Below are 19558 nucleotides of genomic sequence, written 5' to 3'. Positions count from 1 at the left end.
GTTTTCCGAGGAAAAGAGGGAAGAGATTTTGACACGTTATTATGACCCGCACCACGGAAGACTTGCCGCTGCTGTGGCAGAAAGGCTGAAAACTCACGGAGAATGTCTCATCATCGACGGCCATTCCTTCTATCCTGTGCCGCTGCCCTATGAGCTTGACCGCGAGGATAACCGTCCTGATATCTGTATCGGTACTGATGACTTCCATACTCCGAAGGCTTTGGTGGAGAAATGGGTAGATTACCTGAAGGGCTGCGGACTCTCGGTGAAAATCAATTCTCCCTTTGCAGGGGCTCTTGTTCCTATGGAGTATTACATGCGCGATGCCCGCGTCGGTTCCGTAATGATTGAGGTAAACCGCAGGCTTTACATTGATGAGAAAGGACAGAAAACCGCTGATTTTGACAGGGTGAAGAAGGTTCTTAATGACATGATTCTGATGGCGGAATAAGAGACGCGTAAGATATACAATAGTAAGAAAAGATAGGAAAATAGCCAATGATGAATGTTTCGGCTGCAATGCGTATGGTAAAATAAGAAAGAATGAAAGGGGGACGGGTGTATTGCCCGTGCTTGATATGAAGAGATTGTGTATGATTATGATTGCCGCGTGTGTCCTGTTTTTGGGGCACACGGCGGAGGCTTACAGGCTGGATGTCCGCACGCCCGGCGGGCAGACAGTATCTATCCTCAGACTTAGGATTGTGCTTTTTGTCAAGGATTATTATGGCGACAGCAAGTTCAGCCTGTTTTATGACGAGAATGAGCGTGCGCTTTATTTTGATTGTCATGGAAGCAATGACGGGAAAATTCATTTTCAGGAGAGGAGGGAGTCTATCCCGGACACGGTAGACAGGAAGATTCTTGAGTTTTATTCTTCTGTAAGCGACCTTCCGATTGATAAGATATATTTGATGTCCTGCTATCAGGCATCACGTCATAAGAAGAACCCGAAGGAGCTGTATATCGGGGAGTCAAAGGCTTTCCGCTGTCCTATCGTAGAGATGTTTCAGTTTTACGGTGTGCTGACTTCTGTATGGGAGAGTAATAAAACGCATTTCTATGCAATCTGCTATGACGGTGATTATAACGATTTGTCGGATAAGTATTACAGGAAAAATTTCAATGCAGTAATGGATGCTGCGAAGGATGCCAAACTGAAGTGGGCAGTCAGAATGCTGCGGAATATCAAAAAGGGCAGACTGAAAAATCATGATTTTGAGGAAGCTTATTAAAAAAGGACTCGCAATGAATTGTTCATTGCGAGTCCTTTTGCTGTGTTCAGTTTTTCGGATTGTACTCGATAATTTTCATATCAGGGTACTGGTTGAGGTCGAGGATATCGTCCTGTGTCAGGCGGACGAGAGGCCGTGCCGCGAAATCGTTTCTGTAGCGTACGATTGTTCCGACTAAGCCGTTCTGGAGCATGACACGGGAGCCGAGGAAGGCTTCTTTGATGTGTTCGAGGAAGGGAACGCAGACAGTCGGGTCAAGCTTCGTATACATATCGGCTGTTATGCGGTCAATTGCCTCGAACGGGGTGCTCTTGCGTGCTCCTTCACGTTCTGTTGTGATATTGTCGTACAGGTCGCAGACTGCGACAATGCGCGCGTAGAGGTGGATATTATCCGCACCGGACAGATTGAAGGGGAACCCTGTGCCGTCCATGCATTCATGATGCTGCATTGCTGTAAGCTTTACTCCGTCGGAGAGGTTGGGGCTTGAGTTCAATATCTGCTGACCGTCCATAGTATGCTGAATATATGCATCAAGGTCGTCTCCGCGAAGGTTTTCTATCTGTTTGTCAATGAGGCGCTGCGGGAATTTTGTTTTGCCGATATCGTGAAGGAATCCGGCAAGAATGATATCCTGTGTTTCTGCAGCACTTTTGTGCATCCATTTTGCAAGAACGCCGGCAAGTATGGAAACACGTACGGAATGGTTATAAACATCTGTAGCCAGATGATTTACCTCAAGCAGGTAATCAATGGCGCCGCTTTCCTTTGCCATTGGAGCCAGAGTGCTCGCGACCATTTCACGTGATTTTTCTACAGGAGCCTGATTTGATTTTGCTGTCTCATCAAAAATAGAACGCGCAGTGCTAAGAACCTCTTTGTACTCAGTTACGAATGCGTTGCTGGGATTGAACATTGCTGAAACATTCTGGAATGTTTCACTAAGCTCATATTCGTCCTTAATATAGACAGTAGGTATGTCCAAAAAACCTAAACGTGTGATGTGAGCTTTTGTCAGGAGTGTTCCTTCCGAAAGCACGACGACCATGTCGTCATTGATGATGGAGCGTGCGAGGATCATACCGGGACTGAGTTCTTCCAGAGATACAGAACGCACAATTATTCCCCCTTTATGAGATATATTTTCACTAGCTTCAAAATAAAAACACTTCAACAAATACTATATTCGTCAGAAATTTAAGAATTCCTTTTTTTATAATAAAATTTTTTGTAACTTCATAAATATCACTAAAATAATTGTATCGAAACAATAAGACAAACATATTCTTGTTTGTTAAAATTCTATGTGATAGAATGGTACGAGTTGTTTATTATCATAAGGAGAGTGCAAGATGCTGACATCAATTATTACGTCCGTAATATCACTTGTGGTCGGATTTATGTTTCTTATTAAGGGGGCAGATGCTTTTGTAGATGGAAGCTCTGCTGTTGCAAAGAGGTTGAATGTCCCGCCGCTTATTATAGGTTTGACTATCGTATCTCTCGGCACAAGCCTTCCGGAGCTGGCGGTAAGCGTTACGGCTGCGCTTGCGGGAAGCAATTCACTGGCAATCAGTAACGTTATCGGCTCTAACATGTTTAACACGCTCGTCGTTTTGGGAATGAGTGCTGTTTTTGTGCCGCTTGTTGTTGATGGCTCCACGCGGTCCTTTGATATTCCGTTTTCGATTTTAGTTTCTGTCGCCATGATTGGTCTTGCTCTGACCGGTGCGGCACCTGAGGACGGCTCGGCAGGTATGCTTGACCGCATGGACGGTATCGTTCTTTTACTGCTTTTTGCATTCTTTCTTGTCAGGACGGTATATTCTGCATTGAAGTTCAGAAGCGCAAAGATGCAGATGGAAGCAGAACAGATGGAGGAGGATATAACCTCCGAGGGCCCGAAGTCCATGGGTACGGCTGCTGTTTACATCGTACTTGGAATTATTGCGATTATTGCCGGCGGTGACCTCGTTGTCGGTGGAGACCGTATGGTGTTCGGGATGGAATTTCACTATGGTGCAACAACTCTTGCCCGTCTCTTCGGTTTGTCGGAAACGCTTATCGGTCTTACTATTGTGGCCTGCGGCACAAGCCTTCCTGAGCTTGTTACATCCGTTGTTGCCGCAAAAAAGGATGAGGTGGATATGGCAGTAGGAAATGCCGTGGGTTCAAATATTTTCAACGTATTGGGAATCCTTGGCGTGGCGACGGTAATCCAGCCGGTTGCTCTTATTGCTGAAAATATTATTGATGCAGGGGTTCTGCTGGCAGTCAGTGTGATGCTTCTTGTGTTTGCATGGACAAAGGGAACAATTTCACGCAATGAAGGTATTTTGATGCTGGCCACATATATGATATATTTAATGTATATCTGTATGCGTTGATTTGCGCTGCGGTTTTAACATATTTGTAAAAAACGGACTACTGATAAATTTATCAGCAGTCCTTTTGGTGTTTCGGGAGGAAAGTAATGAAGGCTCTTTTTGCTGCGATGCGGCAGGATAAAAATATAGCTGAAATATGTGAGGCATTTGCAGGGAAAAACCGGCAGAATTTCGTGTACGGTCTTGCAGATGCTCCGAAGCATGCGGTTTTCGCTGCTGCCTATGATGAGGCTGACCGCCCCTGGGTTATAATTACTCCCGACCAGGCGGCTCTTTCCGAGTGGAGGGAGAATCTGGCGTGGCTGCTTCCGAAGACAAAGGTAGTGGAGCTTCCTGAGGTGGATCAGGCAAATTTTGCGGTTGCCGCAAAAAGTATTGAGCTGATGGCAAAAAGGATGGATGTTCTCGGACGTCTGATGCGTCATGAGCCTGTCGTTGTGCTGTCAACGGCGGCTGCTGCTGTTCAGAAGGGAATGTCAAGGCAGGAATTTGCGCGGCTCAGTCTTTCGCTGAAGCTGGGAGACGTCATGAAAAGAGAGGAGCTTATGCGGCGCCTTTCAAATCTTGGGTATGAGCATGCGCCTGAGGTTGAGCGCATGGGACAGTTCAGCGCCCGCGGAGGTATTGTTGATGTTTTTCCAATCAATCTGCTTCGTCCTGTACGTATTGAGTTTTTTGATGATGAAATAGATTCTTTAAGAGAGTTTGAAATAGATTCGAAGCGCTCGACAAATAATATCGGTGAGCTTCGTGTTCTTCCACTGGCTGATACTGATGCCGCCGGGCGTCCTGAGATTTTTCTTTCATATCTTGAAGGTAACGGAGTCGTTCATTTTGACGAGCCGATGCGCATACGTGAAAGCATCCGTCAAAGTGTGCGTGAAAATCCTGATATCAAATCCCGTATATTTTCATGGGAAGAGCTCATCGAATCAAGTGCCCCGAACAATGTTTTCTTTTCCGCGCTCATGCTGCAAAAGGTACACAATGCGGAGCCTGACGCAATCTACAGTGTTGTAGTAAAAGCAGTCGCACCGTATCAAAAGCAGTTTGACCTTTTTACGGGAGACGTAAGAGAGTGGCACGGCAATGGCGGAAAAGTACTGATTCTCCTCGGTGACAATGTAAAATGCTCCTCGATGAGAGAGCTGCTGGCTAAAAACAGGATTCCCTCGGCGGTGATTCCAAATCCCGATACCATTGAAGCCAAGCTTGTAAATGTGGCGGAAGGATTCTTGTCGGGAGGCTTTGAGTTTCCTGATGCAGGTCTGGTTGTTATTACTGAAAAGGATATTTTCGGGCATCAGAAAAAGAAGCGCAGAATTTCGTCTTCCTCAGAGGGAAGTAAAATATCCCACTTCCGGGAAATCCGTGTCGGGGATTACGTGGTACATGTAAATCACGGCATAGGAAAATATCTCGGTGTAATCACGTTGGATGTAGGAGGAGTGAAGAAGGATTATCTCCACATAAAATATGGCGGAGATGATAAGCTCTTTGTACCAACGGACCAGGTGCAGCTTCTCCAGAAATATATAGGTTCGGAGGGTGAAACACCGCGCCTGCATAAAATGGGTGGCACGGAATGGGCAAAAGCCAAGGCGAAGGCAAAGGCTTCAGCGGAGGATATTGCCCAGGACCTTATAAAGCTTTATGCAAAGCGCAGAGAAACTACGGGTTTTGCATATCCTGAGGATACGCCTTGGCAAAAGGAGTTCGAGGATGCATTCCCGTACGAGGAAACACCTGACCAGCTTGCAGCCATACGGGATATAAAACAGGACATGGAAAAGCCTGTTCCTATGGACCGCCTTCTTTGCGGTGATGTTGGTTTCGGCAAAACCGAGGTTGCAATTCGTGCGGCATTTAAGGCCGTTATGGGCGGAAAACAGGTAGCTGTGCTTGTGCCTACGACTGTTTTGGCACAGCAGCATTATCAGACCTTCTCCGAGCGCTTTATGAAATTCGGCCCGAATGTTGATGTTATCTGCCGTTTCAGGACTGCAAAGGAACAGAAGGAAACGCTGGAAAGAACTGCAGAGGGACGGGTAGATATTCTCATAGGAACTCATGCGCTCCTGAACTCCCGAAAAGTAAAATTCCGTGAGCTCGGTCTTTTGATTGTGGACGAGGAACAGCGTTTCGGTGTTAAACAGAAGGAAAAGATAAAAAAATTATCCGCAGGGATTGATGTACTTACCCTGTCGGCTACTCCGATTCCGCGCACGCTGCACATGTCTCTGGTGGGGGCAAGGGACATGAGTATTATTGAAACGCCCCCTGCAGAGAGGTTCCCTATACAGACCTATGTCATTGAATCCAACGAAAGCATTATCGCAGGAGCTATAAGACGTGAGCTCAAGCGTGGCGGACAGATTTATTTCATATACAATCGTGTTGAAACAATAGACCGTATGAGGCAGAAGCTGGAAGAGCTGGTTCCTGAAGCAAGAATACAGACTGCACACGGGCAGATGCCTGAGGACATGCTTGAACGGGTGATGATGGACTTTTACGAAGGAACCTATGATATTCTTCTGGCAACGAGTATTGTTGAAAACGGTCTCGATGTTTCAAATGCCAATACTATTATTGTATATAATGCTGACTATTTCGGATTGTCACAGCTTTATCAGATGAGGGGACGTGTCGGACGAAGCAGGCGCATGGCGTTCGCGTATTTCGTTTATCAGAGGGATAAGGTGCTCACTGAAACGGCTGAAAAAAGACTGCAGGCAATGAAGGAATTTGCTGAGCTTGGCGCAGGCTTCAAGATTGCCATGAGGGATCTGGAAATACGCGGAGCAGGAAATCTTCTGGGTTCTCAGCAGCACGGTCATATTGCCAGCGTAGGCTTTGAGATGTACTGTCAGCTTCTGGATGAAGCCGTGCAGCAGCTTCGTACAGGAAAACCGATTGTTGAGAAGCCTGAGCCTGTGATAGAGCTTGCGGTTGAGGCTTATCTTGATGGCGGATATATTGACGATGCCATGCACAAAATAGAAATCTATCAGAGAATTGCTGCTGTAAGAAATGAAACTCAGATTTCACGCCTGATAGATGATTTGATAGACAGATTCGGAGAGCCTTCAAAGCCTGTTATGCGGCTTATTGAGGTTGCGCGCATAAAAAATTATGCAAGAGAGCTTGGAATCCGTTCAATGGTGCAGAAGGGAGTTTTGCTGGAGCTTGTTCTTCTGCCTGAGCATAAAATCGCACCTGAGCATCTGATGGGGCTGAAAAACAAACTTGGTACGGCACTGAAGCTGCTGCCGCTCCAGCAGACGCTGCGGATACGCATGACTGAAAATCAGAAAGCAAACGTGTTGTTCTTCCTGAAGGCAGTTATTCTGAATCTGTCAGGTGAAGAAGCAGAGCTTTCAAAAAGAAAGGAGAAACGGTGAATGGGAAGTATTACGGTAGTCGGAATGGGCCCCGGCTCCTTTGGGCTTATGTCGATGGAAGCCTGGGAGCTTATGCAGAATGCCCCTCAGCTTGTGCTTCGCACGGCAGTTCATCCGACAGCGGATGAGCTGAAAAAGAAGGGAATACGTTTTTCTTCATTTGACGAACGATATGAAAGCGCAGATGACTTCGAATCTCTGTACAATTCTATAGCCGAGGAGCTTACAGACAGAGCTGCTGAAGGAGAGGAGCTTGTTTATGCTGTGCCCGGAAGCCCGCTTGTTGCGGAACGGACTGTTGTTTTGCTGCGGGAAAAAGCGGAGAAGAAGCATGTTGAGCTTAAGATTCATCCTGCTATGAGCTTTGTAGAGGTATTGTATACGCGCCTTGGAATTGATCCTATCAGCGGTCTTACAATTGTGGATGCTGCGGACCTGGAACGCCTGCCGCTGGATATACCGACAGGCATTGTTATTACTCAGGTATACAGCCCGATGATCGCATCTGAAGCCAAGCTGAGTCTTATGGAGCTTCTGCCGGATGAGTTTGAGATAATTTATACGCATAATCTCGGTCTTCCTGATGAATCAATCCGTAAAATTCCTTTGTATGAGCTGGACCGTCAGCCGGATATAGATCATCTCACGAGTGTCTACATTCCTGCAAGAGAAAAAGATGAGCGATTCGATTTCGCTCCGTTTACGGAAATAATGCGCCGTCTGCGTGAACCTGGCGGATGTCCCTGGGACCGTGAGCAGACACCTGAATCTCTGAGAAAGCATATTCTTGAGGAAGCCTATGAGGTAATCGAGGCAATCGACAAGGGAGATAAGGAGCTTCTCTGCGAGGAGCTGGGAGACCTTCTTCTGCAGATTGTTTTCCAGGCGCGTATTGCCGAGGAAACAGGACATTTTTCAATGCAGGATGTAATCGATGGAATTGCAGATAAAATGATACGCCGCCATCCCCATATTTTTGGAGATATTGAGGCGTCTGACGCGGCGGCTGTTATGGTGAATTGGGAAGCTATCAAACGCAGGGAGAAACCTGAAAGAAGCTCCGCTATTGACGGACTTCCTCCTGAGCTTCCGGGGCTTATGGCTGCGGCCAAGCTTCAGCAGAGGGCGGCAAGTGTGGGCTTCGAGTGGCCGGTCATAGATGATGCCTGGGCAAAATGCAGGGAAGAAGCAGAAGAGCTGAGGGAGGCTGTCAAGAACGGCGAGAAAGCCCATATTGAAGAAGAAATGGGAGATCTCCTGTTTGCATGTGTCAATCTGGCGAGACTTCTTGATGTTCCGGCTGAGCTTGCGGTAAACAAAGCGAACAGGAAATTCAGAAGCCGCTTCTCATATGTTGAGAAAAAGGTTCATGAACACGGAAAACGCTGGGAGGATTTTGACGTTGATGCTTTGATATCCTTTTGGGAGGAAGCAAAAGCACAGGAAAGGATTTCCATTTAAGGGATAGTGATATGATGGAAAGAAAAGCGGTTTTAATCACCGGGGGGACCTCCGGAATAGGTCTTGCTGCCGCAAAAATTTTTCTTAAAAAAGGCTATGCGGTATCTATCGCCGGACGTGATGAGAAAAAGGGGCAGGATGCGGAAAGTTTGTTGAAAACTGAATCCGAGAATGTCAGCTTTATAAGACTCGATGTCAAAAATCCGAAGGAATGCGAAAAAGCCGTTCGGGATGCGGAAATAAAGTGGGGACGGCTCGATTGTCTGGTGAATTCGGCAGGTGTCTATCTTGAAGAAAGTGCTGAGGAGCTTACGGAAGAATCCTATTCCCATATTATGGACACAAACATAAAAGGGACTATGTTCATGTCAAAATATGCGCTGCCGCTCTTAAAAAAGCAAAAGGGAAATATAGTCAATGTTTCATCCGACGCAGGGCTTCACGGCAATTTCGGCTGCAGTCTTTACTGCGCCTCCAAGGGAGCAGTTACGCTTTATACCAGGGCACTGGCATTAGAGGCGGCGCCTTACGGCGTGCGTGTTAACTGCATCTGCCCGGGGGATATTATGACACCGCTGACGGAGAAACAGATTGAGAATGAACCGTCGAAGGAAGAGGCGCTGCGTGAAATGGCTTCTGTATATCCCGTTGGCCGTATAGGTACCGCAGAAGAAGCTGCAGAGGTAATCGTGTTTCTGGCATCGGCAGAAGCGGCCTTTGTGACAGGTGCGGCATGGTCGGTAGACGGCGGTATAACCGCATGACTATATATTAAGTTTCTGTTTACGTGCTTTGCGTGATTATGCTAAAATTACTTGGCGGAATTTTTGAGTTTTACGGAGGAAAGCATGAAGAGAAGAAGTATTCTCATCATTGCCGCTTCAATCGGTTCGGGACATATAAAAGCAGCCGAAGCAGTTTCTGATGAACTTAAAATACAATATCCGGATGCATCAATTGAGATAGTTGACTTCACAAAATGGAAGATATCCTGGGCAACAGCCTTCATGAAGGCGTGCTATCTGTTCATGCTGAGATTTATTCCGAATCTTTACGATTTAATGTACCGCTTCACCGGCGGAAAGTCGGGCGGTATTTCTGTTCAGAGCTTAATATCCGCGATAACCTCTGCTGATATTGCATCACTTGTAAAAAAATATCAGCCGGATGTTATACTGTGTACCCATCCTTTTCCGGCAGGCGCAGCCTCATGGAGAAAGAAACGTCATCCCAATGAGTTTCTTTTTTCCACGGTGATAACAGATTACTCGGTTCATCAGATGTGGATTTACAAGAACGTAGACTGTTATTTTGTGGCACGGGAAGCAATGAAGACTGACCTTATAACAGCAGGTCTTCCGGCAGAAAATGTATGGGTTACGGGGATTCCTGTAAAGGCGGGCTTTCATCAGGCGGCTGATAAAGCTGAGGTGCTTTCTGACCTCGGTCTTGAGGCAGGTATTCCAACAGTACTGATTATGGGCGGCGGTCTCGGCCTTGGAGGAATGGAATATACTCTAAAGACTCTTGGGAAAATCGAAACAAAGCTGCAGCTTATTGTAATTGCCGGGCGGAATGAAGAACTGAAACGCCGTATGGAAGAATCATCAAAGGACTGCCGGCACTCTGTCTGTGTGCTTGGATTTACCCAGCGTGTACGGGACTATATGATGGCGGCAGATTTGCTGATAAGCAAGCCCGGCGCTCTTACCATAACAGAAGCTCTTTCAGCGGAGCTTCCTATGGTGCTTCATGAGCCTATTCCGGGGCCTGAGACTGAGAACGCGGTTTATATCGCACGTCTGGGGGCTGCGGTCTGGGTTAATAAAGAAAGCCGTCTCGAAGAGGAGCTGAAAAATATTTTCGCTTCTCAGGAAAAGCTGACAGAGATGCGTAAAAGAGAGCATCTGATAAAACGTCCTCTGGCAGCAAAGGAAATCGCAGAAATATTATCAAGGGAATTGGAAAATTTTATAAATTGACATAAAAAAATCGTATTTATAAAAGGTTTTTTTGCACGGATAGCGAATAATATATATTGCGAGTAGTTTTGCAGGATACATACTTTATATCAGGAAATTATTCGGGTGAGATTATGACGCTAAAAAAGCTTCAGCGAAATGATGATACATATCAGTGCCCCAACTGCGGAGGTCCGTTGGAATATTCCGACGGAGGTTTTGTTGCGATTGTTAACGGACGGCTTGATATGGAAAATTATAAGCCACGTTACAACTGTAAAAAATGCGGTGTTTTTTACAGAGAAGTAATGTCAACAGGATATTATGATGTGTTTCCTATGGAAGCAGCACAGCAGGAGCAGCCGGAGGAGTCCGGGGACACGGCCGGGGCAGAAAAAACTGAGCCTGTGGCAGAGGAAAACACCCTTGCGGCCAAATCGGGACCTGTCGCGCTGGAAAAGGATGCGGATGGAAAACGGCACTGTCCGAAGTGTGGAAGAGAATTTCGTGTCGTTGACGGCGGAGCTGTACGCGTCGTGAACGGCAAGGTTGACATGGAAAATACAAAGCCGAAATATGAGTGTGATTCCTGCGGCGTATTTTATCGTGAGGTTCTGACATCCGGCTTTTATCTTCCGTACCCGCAGGAGGAAGAAGATAAACCGAAGCAGAGCACAAAAGCAGAAGCTTCAGGTGCTTCCCCGAAAAAGATGGTTGCCACGGGTGAGTTGTCTCCTATGCAGCTGAAGCGTGATGAAAATGGTCAATGCAAATGCCCACGCTGCGGAGAAATGATGAAATACGTTGAGGGTGGTGCTGTAACACTGGTTGACGGCAAACCCAACATGGATGACGTTTTGGATCGTTTTGCCTGTGATTCCTGCGGCTCGGTATACCGCCGCATAGTTAATACAGATTATTTTCAGTGGTTTGAAAAATAAGAAATTACTATTTTATCCTTGCATATTGGGACAAATATTAGTATGATTAAATTGATATTTTATTTTAAAAAACGTGAAGTGAGTTTGCGGAGCTGAGAGGATAAAAATGGAACGGAAAAAGAATACGCTTTGTTTCAACTGGTTTGTTGCAGCGCTTCTTGTAATCACTGTATATTTTTCCTATACCTTCATAGAGCAGCAGATTCATCTGAATGCTTTGAACAGGGATTATGAGGCAGCACAGGCTCGTCTTGAAGCAGCAAGGCTTAGAAACGCAGAGCTTAAGGAACAGCGTGCGGGACTGGAAGACCCGACATATATAGAGAAGGTTGCACGAGAGGATCTGGGCATGACACGTCAGGGTGAAATGCCGTATATATCCGCGCGCAGATGATTTGTATATTTTCTTGACACTCAAAGAGCGGCAAGAGTATAATAAATTCAACTTTTAGCTTAAGGGGGAAAGAGTATTTTGGCCATTGAAGTTGGCGGAGTAGTGGAAGGCACAGTTACCGGTATTACAAAATTTGGTGCTTTCGTGGATTTAGGAGACCACAAGGTAGGTCTTGTCCACATCTCAGAGGTTGCAGATGTTTATGTAAATGATGTTAAGGATTTTCTCAATGAGGGCCAGAAGGTAAAAGTCAAGGTTCTCACAATTGATGAAAACGGGAAAATCGGTCTTTCTATAAAAAGACTGCAGCCAAAGAAACCTGAACAGACACAGCCGCAGGCACCACGTGCGGCAGCCGCAGGGACTGGCAATCGTTTTTCACATGCACCGCATGCAGCACATGCGCCGCATCGTCCAATGGGTGGAGGAGATTTCCATCGTCCTGCAGGACGGTTCAGCAGCGGGCCTCTTTCCTTTGAAGATAAGCTGTCTAAGTTCTTGAAAGACAGTGATGAGCGGCTTACGGATTTGAAGAAAAAAACGGATTCCAAGCGTGGAGGACGTGGCGCTCGCCGTTCGAGTTAAGCCTTTAAGAAAGGGAGAAATTAAGCACTCTGCAAAGGGTGCTTTTTCTGATTATGGGGACAGCATGGAAGATTTAGAATCTTTAGTCGAAAGATATGCAAAGAAATGGAAGCTGTGGGAGAAAAATGCACAAATTCTTGTTGCCTGCTCAGGCGGACCTGATTCTATTGCACTGCTTTCCATTCTTGATGCTGTATCCCGAAAAGGTGAAAGCTGTATAAAGGTTGCCGCGGCTCATTTTAATCACGAAATACGCGGCAGGGAATCAGATGCTGACGAAGAATATGTAATGACGTTCTGTCGGGAGCATGACATACCATGCTATACAGGCAGGGGAAATGTTCCTGCTTACGCAAAGGAACACCGCATATCAATAGAAACAGCAGCCCGAGAAATGAGATATGCCTTTTTGTACGCGACTGCTGGAAATATAGGGGCGTCCTGCATCGCTGTTGCTCATCAGGCAGATGACCAGGCTGAGACGGTCCTGATGCGTGTTTTGCGCGGCACCGGTATCGACGGGCTGGCTGCAATCAGACCTAAAAACGGCAGGCTGATAAGGCCGATTCTCTTTGCGTCACGAAGGGCGATAGAGGATTACTGTGAGCAAAAGGGCATTGTCCCGTGTCAGGATCTGACAAACAATGAGGAGACGGCAACACGCAACCGCCTGAGACTTTCACTCATCCCACAATTAAAAAAAGAATATAATCCATCCCTTGGAGAGGCATTGTGCCGACTGGCATCAATTGCCGCTGAGCAGACAGATTATATTGCAGAGCAGGCGCGTGCCGCATGGAACAGGGTTGTATGCGGCAGCGGAGATGATAAGATTGTTATCTCACGGGAAGAATTTCTTGCCCTTCATAACACTATGCAGATGGCTGTTTTGAGGGAAGCGGTTGACAGGCTCGGCGGACAGATGAATTTTTCGTACGTTCAGTATGAAGCAATACAGGAGCTCTTTCTGCCGGAGCATAAAGGAAAGGCTCTGCATCTTCCGGGAGGACTGTTTGCTTCATCATCGTACGAGAAAATTACTCTTTCAAAGGGTGAGGAACAGCCGACGCTTTGGATTGAAAGACCTCTTGAGCCTTCGGGAATTACACGGATTGATGAGCTGGGACTGTCTATTGTCTGTGAGCCTGCAAAGCCTAATGAAGAAGTCAAAGGCCGCATGGAAATACTTGTTGATGCAGGCGGCTTTTTGAATCCGCGTGTACGTCCAAGAAAAAATGGCGACCGCTTTGCAGTGGGGAGCGGCAGTCAGACTGTAAAAAAGCTTTTAATAGACAGAAAAATACCAAAAGAGAAAAGAACGGAAATTCCAATCATAGAATCCGAAGGAACTATATTATGGATTGCCGGAATACGTCAGGCGGATACTGCGCGTCCGATAAACGGAAAAGCCGCGCTGCGTCTGAAGCTTATATATGACAAACTGCCTGAATGGCTAATGGATTAGTAGAAAAAGGAGTTGTAATCTATCATGATGGAAGATTTAGAAAGTATTATGTTCACAAAGGAACAGCTTGCCAATAAAACAAAAGCAATGGGCCGTATCATCAGCCGTGATTATGAGGGAAAAGACCTTGTCGTTGTCGGAATACTGAAGGGCGCAGCTATGTTCACGATGGACCTTGTTCGTGAAATCACATGCCCAGCACGTCTGGACTTTATGTCCCTTTCCAGCTATGGAAGCGGAACAACTTCCTCAGGTGTCGTCAAAATCAGAAAGGACCTTGAGGCAGATATAAAAGGAAAAGACGTCCTTATTTGTGAAGATATAATTGATTCCGGACTTACAATGAAAAATCTTTTCCCGATGCTCATGAAACGTGAGCCTGCAAGCCTGAGACTCTGCGCACTGCTTTCAAAACCGTCCCGTCGCGAGGTAGATGTCAATATTGACTATCTTGGCTGGGAAGTTCCTGACGCTTTCCTTGTGGGATACGGACTTGATTATGCGGAAAAATACCGTAATCTTCCGTTGATTGGTGTTCTGAAGCGAGAGATTTACGCGTAAAGTGAGATTTATTCAGGTGGAGTTTCAGACTCCATCTGGATTTAGTCGAACTTATCCAGAACTTTATAGGTGCTGACTCCCACCCTAGAGGTGGGAGTCTTAGCACCTGTTAGTATCGGATAAATATTTCATTTTGTCGAAGCATTGACGTATTTTATAGTAGCCAAATATTATTTCTAGCATTATACTAATATCGACTATGAAAATGCATTTCGGCGTAAGGAGGAAACTCGTTTGAACCGTTTTATACGTAATGTATTGTTTTACGTTATGGTTGTATGTGTCGCTGTGATGATTATCAACTACTTTCAGGCACAGACCACAACAAAGCAGGAGATTGGCTATACGGCATTTATGCAGCAGGTCAATCAGGGGAATGTAGCGAAGGTTACAATCACGAACAACGTTATAGAAGGCGTTATGTCTGATGGTACGGACTTCATGACAATAACACCGAACGTACCGAATATTGATGTAACGCTGGTGCAGCAGCTCAATGAAAAGCATGTGGATATCCGCGCGAAGAATCCGCCTGAACCGCCATGGTGGGCGACTATGCTTTCCTCCATGCTTCCTGTGCTGGTACTGGTCGGCGTACTCTTCTTTATCATGCAGCAGACGCAGGGCGGCGGAGGACGAGTGATGTCCTTTGGCAAGAGCCGCGCAAGAATGAGCGGAGCAGACAAGGTAAAGGTCAACTTCGGTGATGTTGCAGGTGCTGATGAAGCGAAGCAGGAGCTTGAGGAAGTAGTTGAATTTCTCAAGCAGCCGAAGAAATTTAACGATTTGGGAGCACGTATTCCTAAAGGCGTGCTGCTTTTCGGGCCTCCGGGTACAGGCAAGACACTCCTGGCACGTGCTGTAGCAGGTGAGGCAGGAGTACCGTTCTTCTCTATCAGTGGTTCTGACTTTGTAGAGATGTTTGTCGGTGTTGGTGCTTCCCGTGTCCGCGACCTTTTCGAGCAGGCCAAGCGCAATGCTCCGTGTATCGTATTTATTGATGAGATTGATGCTGTAGGACGTCAGAGAGGCGCAGGCGTCGGAGGCGGTCATGATGAACGTGAGCAGACACTCAACCAGCTGCTTGTCGAGATGGATGGCTTTGCCGCGAATGAAGGAATAATCATCATCGCCGCAACTAACCGTCCTGATATCCTTGACCCGGCACTGCTTCGTCCGGGACGTTTTGACCGTCAGATTGTCGTTGACAAACCGGATTTCCGTGGACGTCAGGCAATCCTTAAGGTACATACAAAAGGGAAACCTATTGATAAAGACGTGGATTTGGAAATCCTTGCACGCCGTACACCGGGCTTTACAGGTGCAGACCTCAGCAATCTTGTCAACGAAGCGGCGCTGCTCTCGGCACGTCACGATAAAAAGACGATTGCCATGCATGCTATGGAGGAATCCATCGAGCGCGTTATGGCAGGGCCTGAGCGCAAGTCTCATATCATGAACGATAAGGAAAAACGCCTTACCGCATATCATGAAGCAGGACATACGCTCGTTGGAATGCTTCTTCCGAACGCAGACCCTGTTCACAAGGTCACCATCATTCCGCGTGGACGTGCAGGCGGATATACGCTCATGCTCCCGAAGGAAGACCGTTCCTATGAAACCCGCAGCGAGCTGATGGATGAACTCAAAACGCTGCTGGCAGGACGTGTTTCAGAAGAAATCATTCTGAAGGAAATCAGCACCGGAGCACAGAGTGATATCCAGCGCGCATCACAGATTGTCCGCAAGATGATTACACAGTACGGAATGAGTGACGTTCTCGGACCGATTTCATTTGGCGAGGGAGCAAACCATCAGGTATTCCTTGGCAGAGATATCAACAATCAGCGCAATTACTCCGAAGAGGTTGCCTGTGAGATTGATAAGGAAGTACGTAAATACATAGAAAGTGCTTATGAAGAGTGCCGCAGCATTCTTAATGAACACATTGAACAGCTCCATCTGATAGCTCAGGCACTCATCGAAAGAGAAACTCTTGATGCCTCCGAGCTTGAGCAGCTCATGACAAAAGGAAAGATTTCTGATGATGCAGAGGTCAAGGAAGAAAAGCCGGATGATAAAAACGGAAACGAACCGCCTTTGACACCGATACCTGTTGATGAGCCTGCTTCGCAAAATGTAACGGAGCAAAAGACAGAATCAGTGCCAACAGCTCAGGAGCCTGAACTGAACCTGAACATTACAAAACATAACGTCTGACCGACGATAACAAAAAATGCGATGTCGTATAATCGGCATCGCATTTTTTATGTCATGAATCAGGGTACATATAGCTTTTATAGACATCCGCCATTTCCTTGCGCGTCTTTGAAGCAGGCCAAAGCTCTCCAACATTGTTCTTTCGCATAGCAGAAGCCAGATGGTCGTACAGGGCAGGATTATCCTTGCTGAGAGAAGCAATCAGCTCTTTAATCGTCTGACGTGTGGTTTTTCCGTCATGTGGGCAAGGTGACGGCACAGGCTGAACCTTGTGGTATTTGACGGCCTCGCGTGTTTCGTATTCACGAAGATATATGAGAGGACGTATCACAGTAAGTCCCGTGCGGTCCAAGTAAGTTTTGGGAGTGAAGGTCTGAATCTGCCCAGAGTAAAAGAGTCCCATAAGAAGCGTTTCCACGGCATCATCATGATGGTGGGCGTATGCAATCTTGTTGAAATTGTGCTCCAGCGCATAGCGGTTGATAGAGCCCCGGCGGAAAAAAGCACAGCTGAAGCATGGACTTTTTTCAGGATGTTTTTTGATGATATCATTGATATCTACATCAAATGACTCAAAAGGAATATCCAATGAACGGCAGAAATCGGAGAGACGGGCAGTATCGAAATCATCGCTGAACATGGGATTGATAGTGAGCACCCCAAGAGAAAATTTCTTCTTCAGACGCTCACGCATCATAGCCATAGCATACGTCAGAAGAAGACTGTCCTTGCCACCGGAAAGCCCTATAAGAATACGGTCGTTATCCTGAATAAGGTCAAACTCTACAATAGCACGCATGATTTTGCTGAAATAAATCTGCGGCAGCTCAAATTTCATATAAAAACACTTCCTAAACAAGAATGGTTATATTATAAAAGAGTTAAGTACAGCCCAATGTGATTTTTTGAATCCCATTGGGCTGATTTTATTTGTCGAACATGCGGTTCAGAGGGTTTTCTTTGAATATATTTCCCTGTTCTATATAGCGGTGAACCATTTTTTCGGATTTATGACGTGTCTGACGCATGATGGAGAGGGCGTCTACATCATGCTGTGCGGCGCTGGTAGCGAATCCACGGCGCAGGCTGTGCCCCGCAAAATCTTTTGGGTTGAGTCCTGCGGCAGCAATGTATTTTTTTACAATCAACGCCACGGATTTGTCGGACATCTGTATATCACGAAGCTCGTGGTTTTTTTTGAAGGGACGGAACAGGGGGCCTTCCTTAAGTCCTGCGGACTGAATCCATTCCTGTACAGCACGGACCGCGCATATGCTTTTGTCGGGGGCATAGGGGATAGCTATGGTACTTCCTTTTCCCAGCTGGTCCCCCTTTGCACGGGGGATGAAAACAATGAGTCCCTGGGGAGTGAAGGTAAGATCTTCAATCTGTACGTTTACCAGCTCCGAACGTCGGAACGCGCCTGCGAATCCGAGGAAAAGGAGTGCACGGTCACGAAGCCGGGCAAGGTCGTCAATGTTTTCAAAGCAGCCTGCAAGAAGGTGTATTGTTTCAAGAAGTATAGGAGCTTTTCCGTGCTGAAAGGTTCCCTTCTCGCGACGTATTGAGGCTATCGCGGCGCGGACGAGCGCACTTTTCGCCGGGTTGTTTTCACGGGAGTAGCCAGCGGCGATATGGTTCTCGGAAATCGCTGTGATACGTCGCGCAACGGTGTTGGCTTTTGCGTTGTCTGCCAAATCGTTTACATAGTTGACGATGGTTTCAGGAAGTGCTGGCAGAGCCTCGACTTTATTGTAGGCACACCAGTCAACGAAATCACGCCAGTCGGAGTTATATGCTTTTATTGTATTTGCCGCCTTTGCGTTTCTGAGGCGGCGTTTGCTTTTTAAGGAAAGTCCGTCATTTTCTTCAATATTTTCATTGTTGGTGAGGACAAAGGAATCGTTCAAATTTGTTCACTTCCCCTTTGAATATATCAATGTAATCATATCGCTATCACGGTGGAAGCGCAAGATGAAAAGGGGTTAATAGAAAACTGATGGAAATGCTGTAAAATAAAGCCCTAGGGGTAAATTGTGTGGACACTTTTGTGTTGAATTTGACAAAAAATTTGGTAAAATTAAGGTAATAGACTACGGGTAGAGAATGTATTGCCGTGGCAGGAAGGGGCCGGTTATGGAAAAGAAAGCTATATTGATACGAAATGGTTCCCCGTTTTTGGTTAATGCGGTGCAAAAAAATCTGGAGGAGGCAGGCTATGAGGTTTTGCCTGCAGATGCTACGGTAGCCTCGGTGAGCGCAAAACGCAAAGAGGCAGATGTGTTGATTTTTTACTTGGGCAGCTTCGTGTCTGATGCTGCTGAGCTCCTTGTTTATCTGAAGGATCTCTGTGTTGCGGAGGACAAGCTTCTTGTTCTTATAGGCAATCCTGACGAGCTTGCAACGGTGAGTGCGACAATTCCTGCGAGACTTACTGCGGCCAGGTTTGAGCGTCCGTTTGATGTTAATAAACTGATTGACGGACTTGACCGTCTGGTACGTGTCAATGATGAAAGCTCACGAAGGAAAAGTATTTTGCTTGTGGATGATGATAATGTCTTCCTGAAAACAATCAATGAATGGCTGTCCGTTACCTATCGCGTAACTATCGTAAATTCCGGCGCACAGGCGTTGATGTACCTTGCTGAGAATAAACCTGATCTCATCCTGCTGGATTATGAGATGCCGGTGACAAGCGGCCCTCAGGTATTGGAAATGATTCGAAATGAGACAAATGTAGATTCGATTCCTGTCATCTTTTTAACAGGAAAGGGAGACAGGGAAAGTGTCATGAAGGTTCTTGAACTGAAGCCGGACGGATATCTCCTGAAATCTACGGAAAAGGCGGCTCTGTTAAAGTCCATTGCGGATTTCTTCGAGAAAAAGAAATATGAGCAGCTGCAGGAGATGCAGAGTGAATAAAAAGAGTTGTGACAGATGCGAA

17 protein-coding genes are annotated in these 19558 nt (G+C 46.4%); 14 read left to right on the top strand and 3 right to left on the bottom strand.

The window, feature by feature from the left end; genetic code table 11:
- A partial coding sequence (locus BUA83_RS05595; RefSeq protein WP_072935219.1) for an N-formylglutamate amidohydrolase occupies positions 1 to 451 on the top strand: 451 nt, incomplete at its 5' end.
- Between the two features lie 112 nt (positions 452 to 563).
- On the top strand, positions 564 to 1235 hold the full coding sequence (locus BUA83_RS05590; RefSeq protein WP_072935218.1) for a hypothetical protein: 672 nt from the start codon (positions 564 to 566) through the stop codon (positions 1233 to 1235).
- 46 nt (positions 1236 to 1281) lie between these two features.
- Here BUA83_RS05590 and BUA83_RS05585 read toward each other — a convergent pair whose 3' ends face one another.
- Positions 1282 to 2352, bottom strand: a complete 1071-nt coding sequence (locus tag BUA83_RS05585) for an HD-GYP domain-containing protein (protein ID WP_234988273.1) — start codon at positions 2350 to 2352, stop codon at positions 1282 to 1284.
- Positions 2353 to 2587: 235 nt separating this feature from the next.
- Between BUA83_RS05585 and BUA83_RS05580 the strand changes: the two genes are divergently transcribed.
- From BUA83_RS05580 to ftsH, 11 genes are all read left to right on the top strand, one after another.
- Positions 2588 to 3622, top strand: coding sequence for a calcium/sodium antiporter (locus BUA83_RS05580; protein ID WP_072935217.1), 1035 nt, complete (start codon positions 2588 to 2590; stop codon positions 3620 to 3622).
- 86 nt (positions 3623 to 3708) lie between these two features.
- Complete coding sequence (gene mfd / locus BUA83_RS05575) at positions 3709 to 7026, top strand: transcription-repair coupling factor (protein ID WP_072935216.1); 3318 nt, start codon at positions 3709 to 3711, stop codon at positions 7024 to 7026.
- A complete protein-coding gene (gene yabN / locus BUA83_RS05570; protein ID WP_072935215.1) occupies positions 7027 to 8487 on the top strand; it encodes a bifunctional methyltransferase/pyrophosphohydrolase YabN in 1461 nt (486 codons plus the stop codon). It begins immediately after the preceding gene.
- Between the two features lie 14 nt (positions 8488 to 8501).
- Positions 8502 to 9251 carry an SDR family NAD(P)-dependent oxidoreductase gene (locus BUA83_RS05565; protein WP_072935417.1) on the top strand — a complete coding sequence of 250 codons (750 nt, stop codon included), beginning with the start codon at positions 8502 to 8504 and terminating at the stop codon, positions 9249 to 9251.
- 84 nt (positions 9252 to 9335) lie between these two features.
- Positions 9336 to 10469, top strand: coding sequence for an MGDG synthase family glycosyltransferase (locus BUA83_RS05560; RefSeq protein WP_072935214.1), 1134 nt, complete (start codon positions 9336 to 9338; stop codon positions 10467 to 10469).
- Positions 10470 to 10582: 113 nt separating this feature from the next.
- On the top strand, positions 10583 to 11389 hold the full coding sequence (locus BUA83_RS12810) for a hypothetical protein (protein ID WP_234988271.1): 807 nt from the start codon (positions 10583 to 10585) through the stop codon (positions 11387 to 11389).
- Positions 11390 to 11495: 106 nt separating this feature from the next.
- On the top strand, positions 11496 to 11783 hold the full coding sequence (locus BUA83_RS05550; protein WP_072935213.1) for an FtsB family cell division protein: 288 nt from the start codon (positions 11496 to 11498) through the stop codon (positions 11781 to 11783).
- 78 nt (positions 11784 to 11861) lie between these two features.
- Entirely contained in the window at positions 11862 to 12368 is a 507-nt protein-coding gene (locus BUA83_RS05545; protein WP_072935212.1) for a S1 domain-containing RNA-binding protein, read from the top strand.
- A 64-nt stretch (positions 12369 to 12432) separates the two neighbouring features.
- Entirely contained in the window at positions 12433 to 13833 is a 1401-nt protein-coding gene (tilS, locus tag BUA83_RS05540; protein ID WP_144340507.1) for a tRNA lysidine(34) synthetase TilS, read from the top strand.
- A 24-nt stretch (positions 13834 to 13857) separates the two neighbouring features.
- Positions 13858 to 14394 carry a hypoxanthine phosphoribosyltransferase gene (hpt, locus tag BUA83_RS05535; protein WP_200795993.1) on the top strand — a complete coding sequence of 179 codons (537 nt, stop codon included), beginning with the start codon at positions 13858 to 13860 and terminating at the stop codon, positions 14392 to 14394.
- A gap of 234 nt (positions 14395 to 14628) precedes the next feature.
- Complete coding sequence (gene ftsH / locus BUA83_RS05530) at positions 14629 to 16614, top strand: ATP-dependent zinc metalloprotease FtsH (RefSeq protein ID WP_072935210.1); 1986 nt, start codon at positions 14629 to 14631, stop codon at positions 16612 to 16614.
- A gap of 52 nt (positions 16615 to 16666) precedes the next feature.
- On the opposite strand, the gene BUA83_RS05525 is transcribed toward ftsH, so the two are convergent.
- Positions 16667 to 17452, bottom strand: a complete 786-nt coding sequence (locus BUA83_RS05525; RefSeq protein WP_072935209.1) for a tRNA 2-thiocytidine biosynthesis TtcA family protein — start codon at positions 17450 to 17452, stop codon at positions 16667 to 16669.
- A gap of 88 nt (positions 17453 to 17540) precedes the next feature.
- The gene (locus BUA83_RS05520) at positions 17541 to 18524 is read right to left on the bottom strand and encodes a site-specific integrase (RefSeq protein WP_072935208.1); all 984 of its coding nucleotides are present in this window, start codon (positions 18522 to 18524) and stop codon (positions 17541 to 17543) included.
- A 226-nt stretch (positions 18525 to 18750) separates the two neighbouring features.
- Here BUA83_RS05520 and BUA83_RS05515 point away from each other — a divergent pair, with 226 nt between their 5' ends.
- On the top strand, positions 18751 to 19536 hold the full coding sequence (locus BUA83_RS05515; protein WP_072935207.1) for a response regulator: 786 nt from the start codon (positions 18751 to 18753) through the stop codon (positions 19534 to 19536).
- Positions 19537 to 19558 lie beyond the last annotated feature (22 nt).

It is taken from the genome of Schwartzia succinivorans DSM 10502 (assembly GCF_900129225.1).
GTDB lineage: Bacteria > Bacillota > Negativicutes > Selenomonadales > Selenomonadaceae > Schwartzia > Schwartzia succinivorans.
This window is presented reverse-complemented; position numbering and strand designations above follow the sequence as displayed.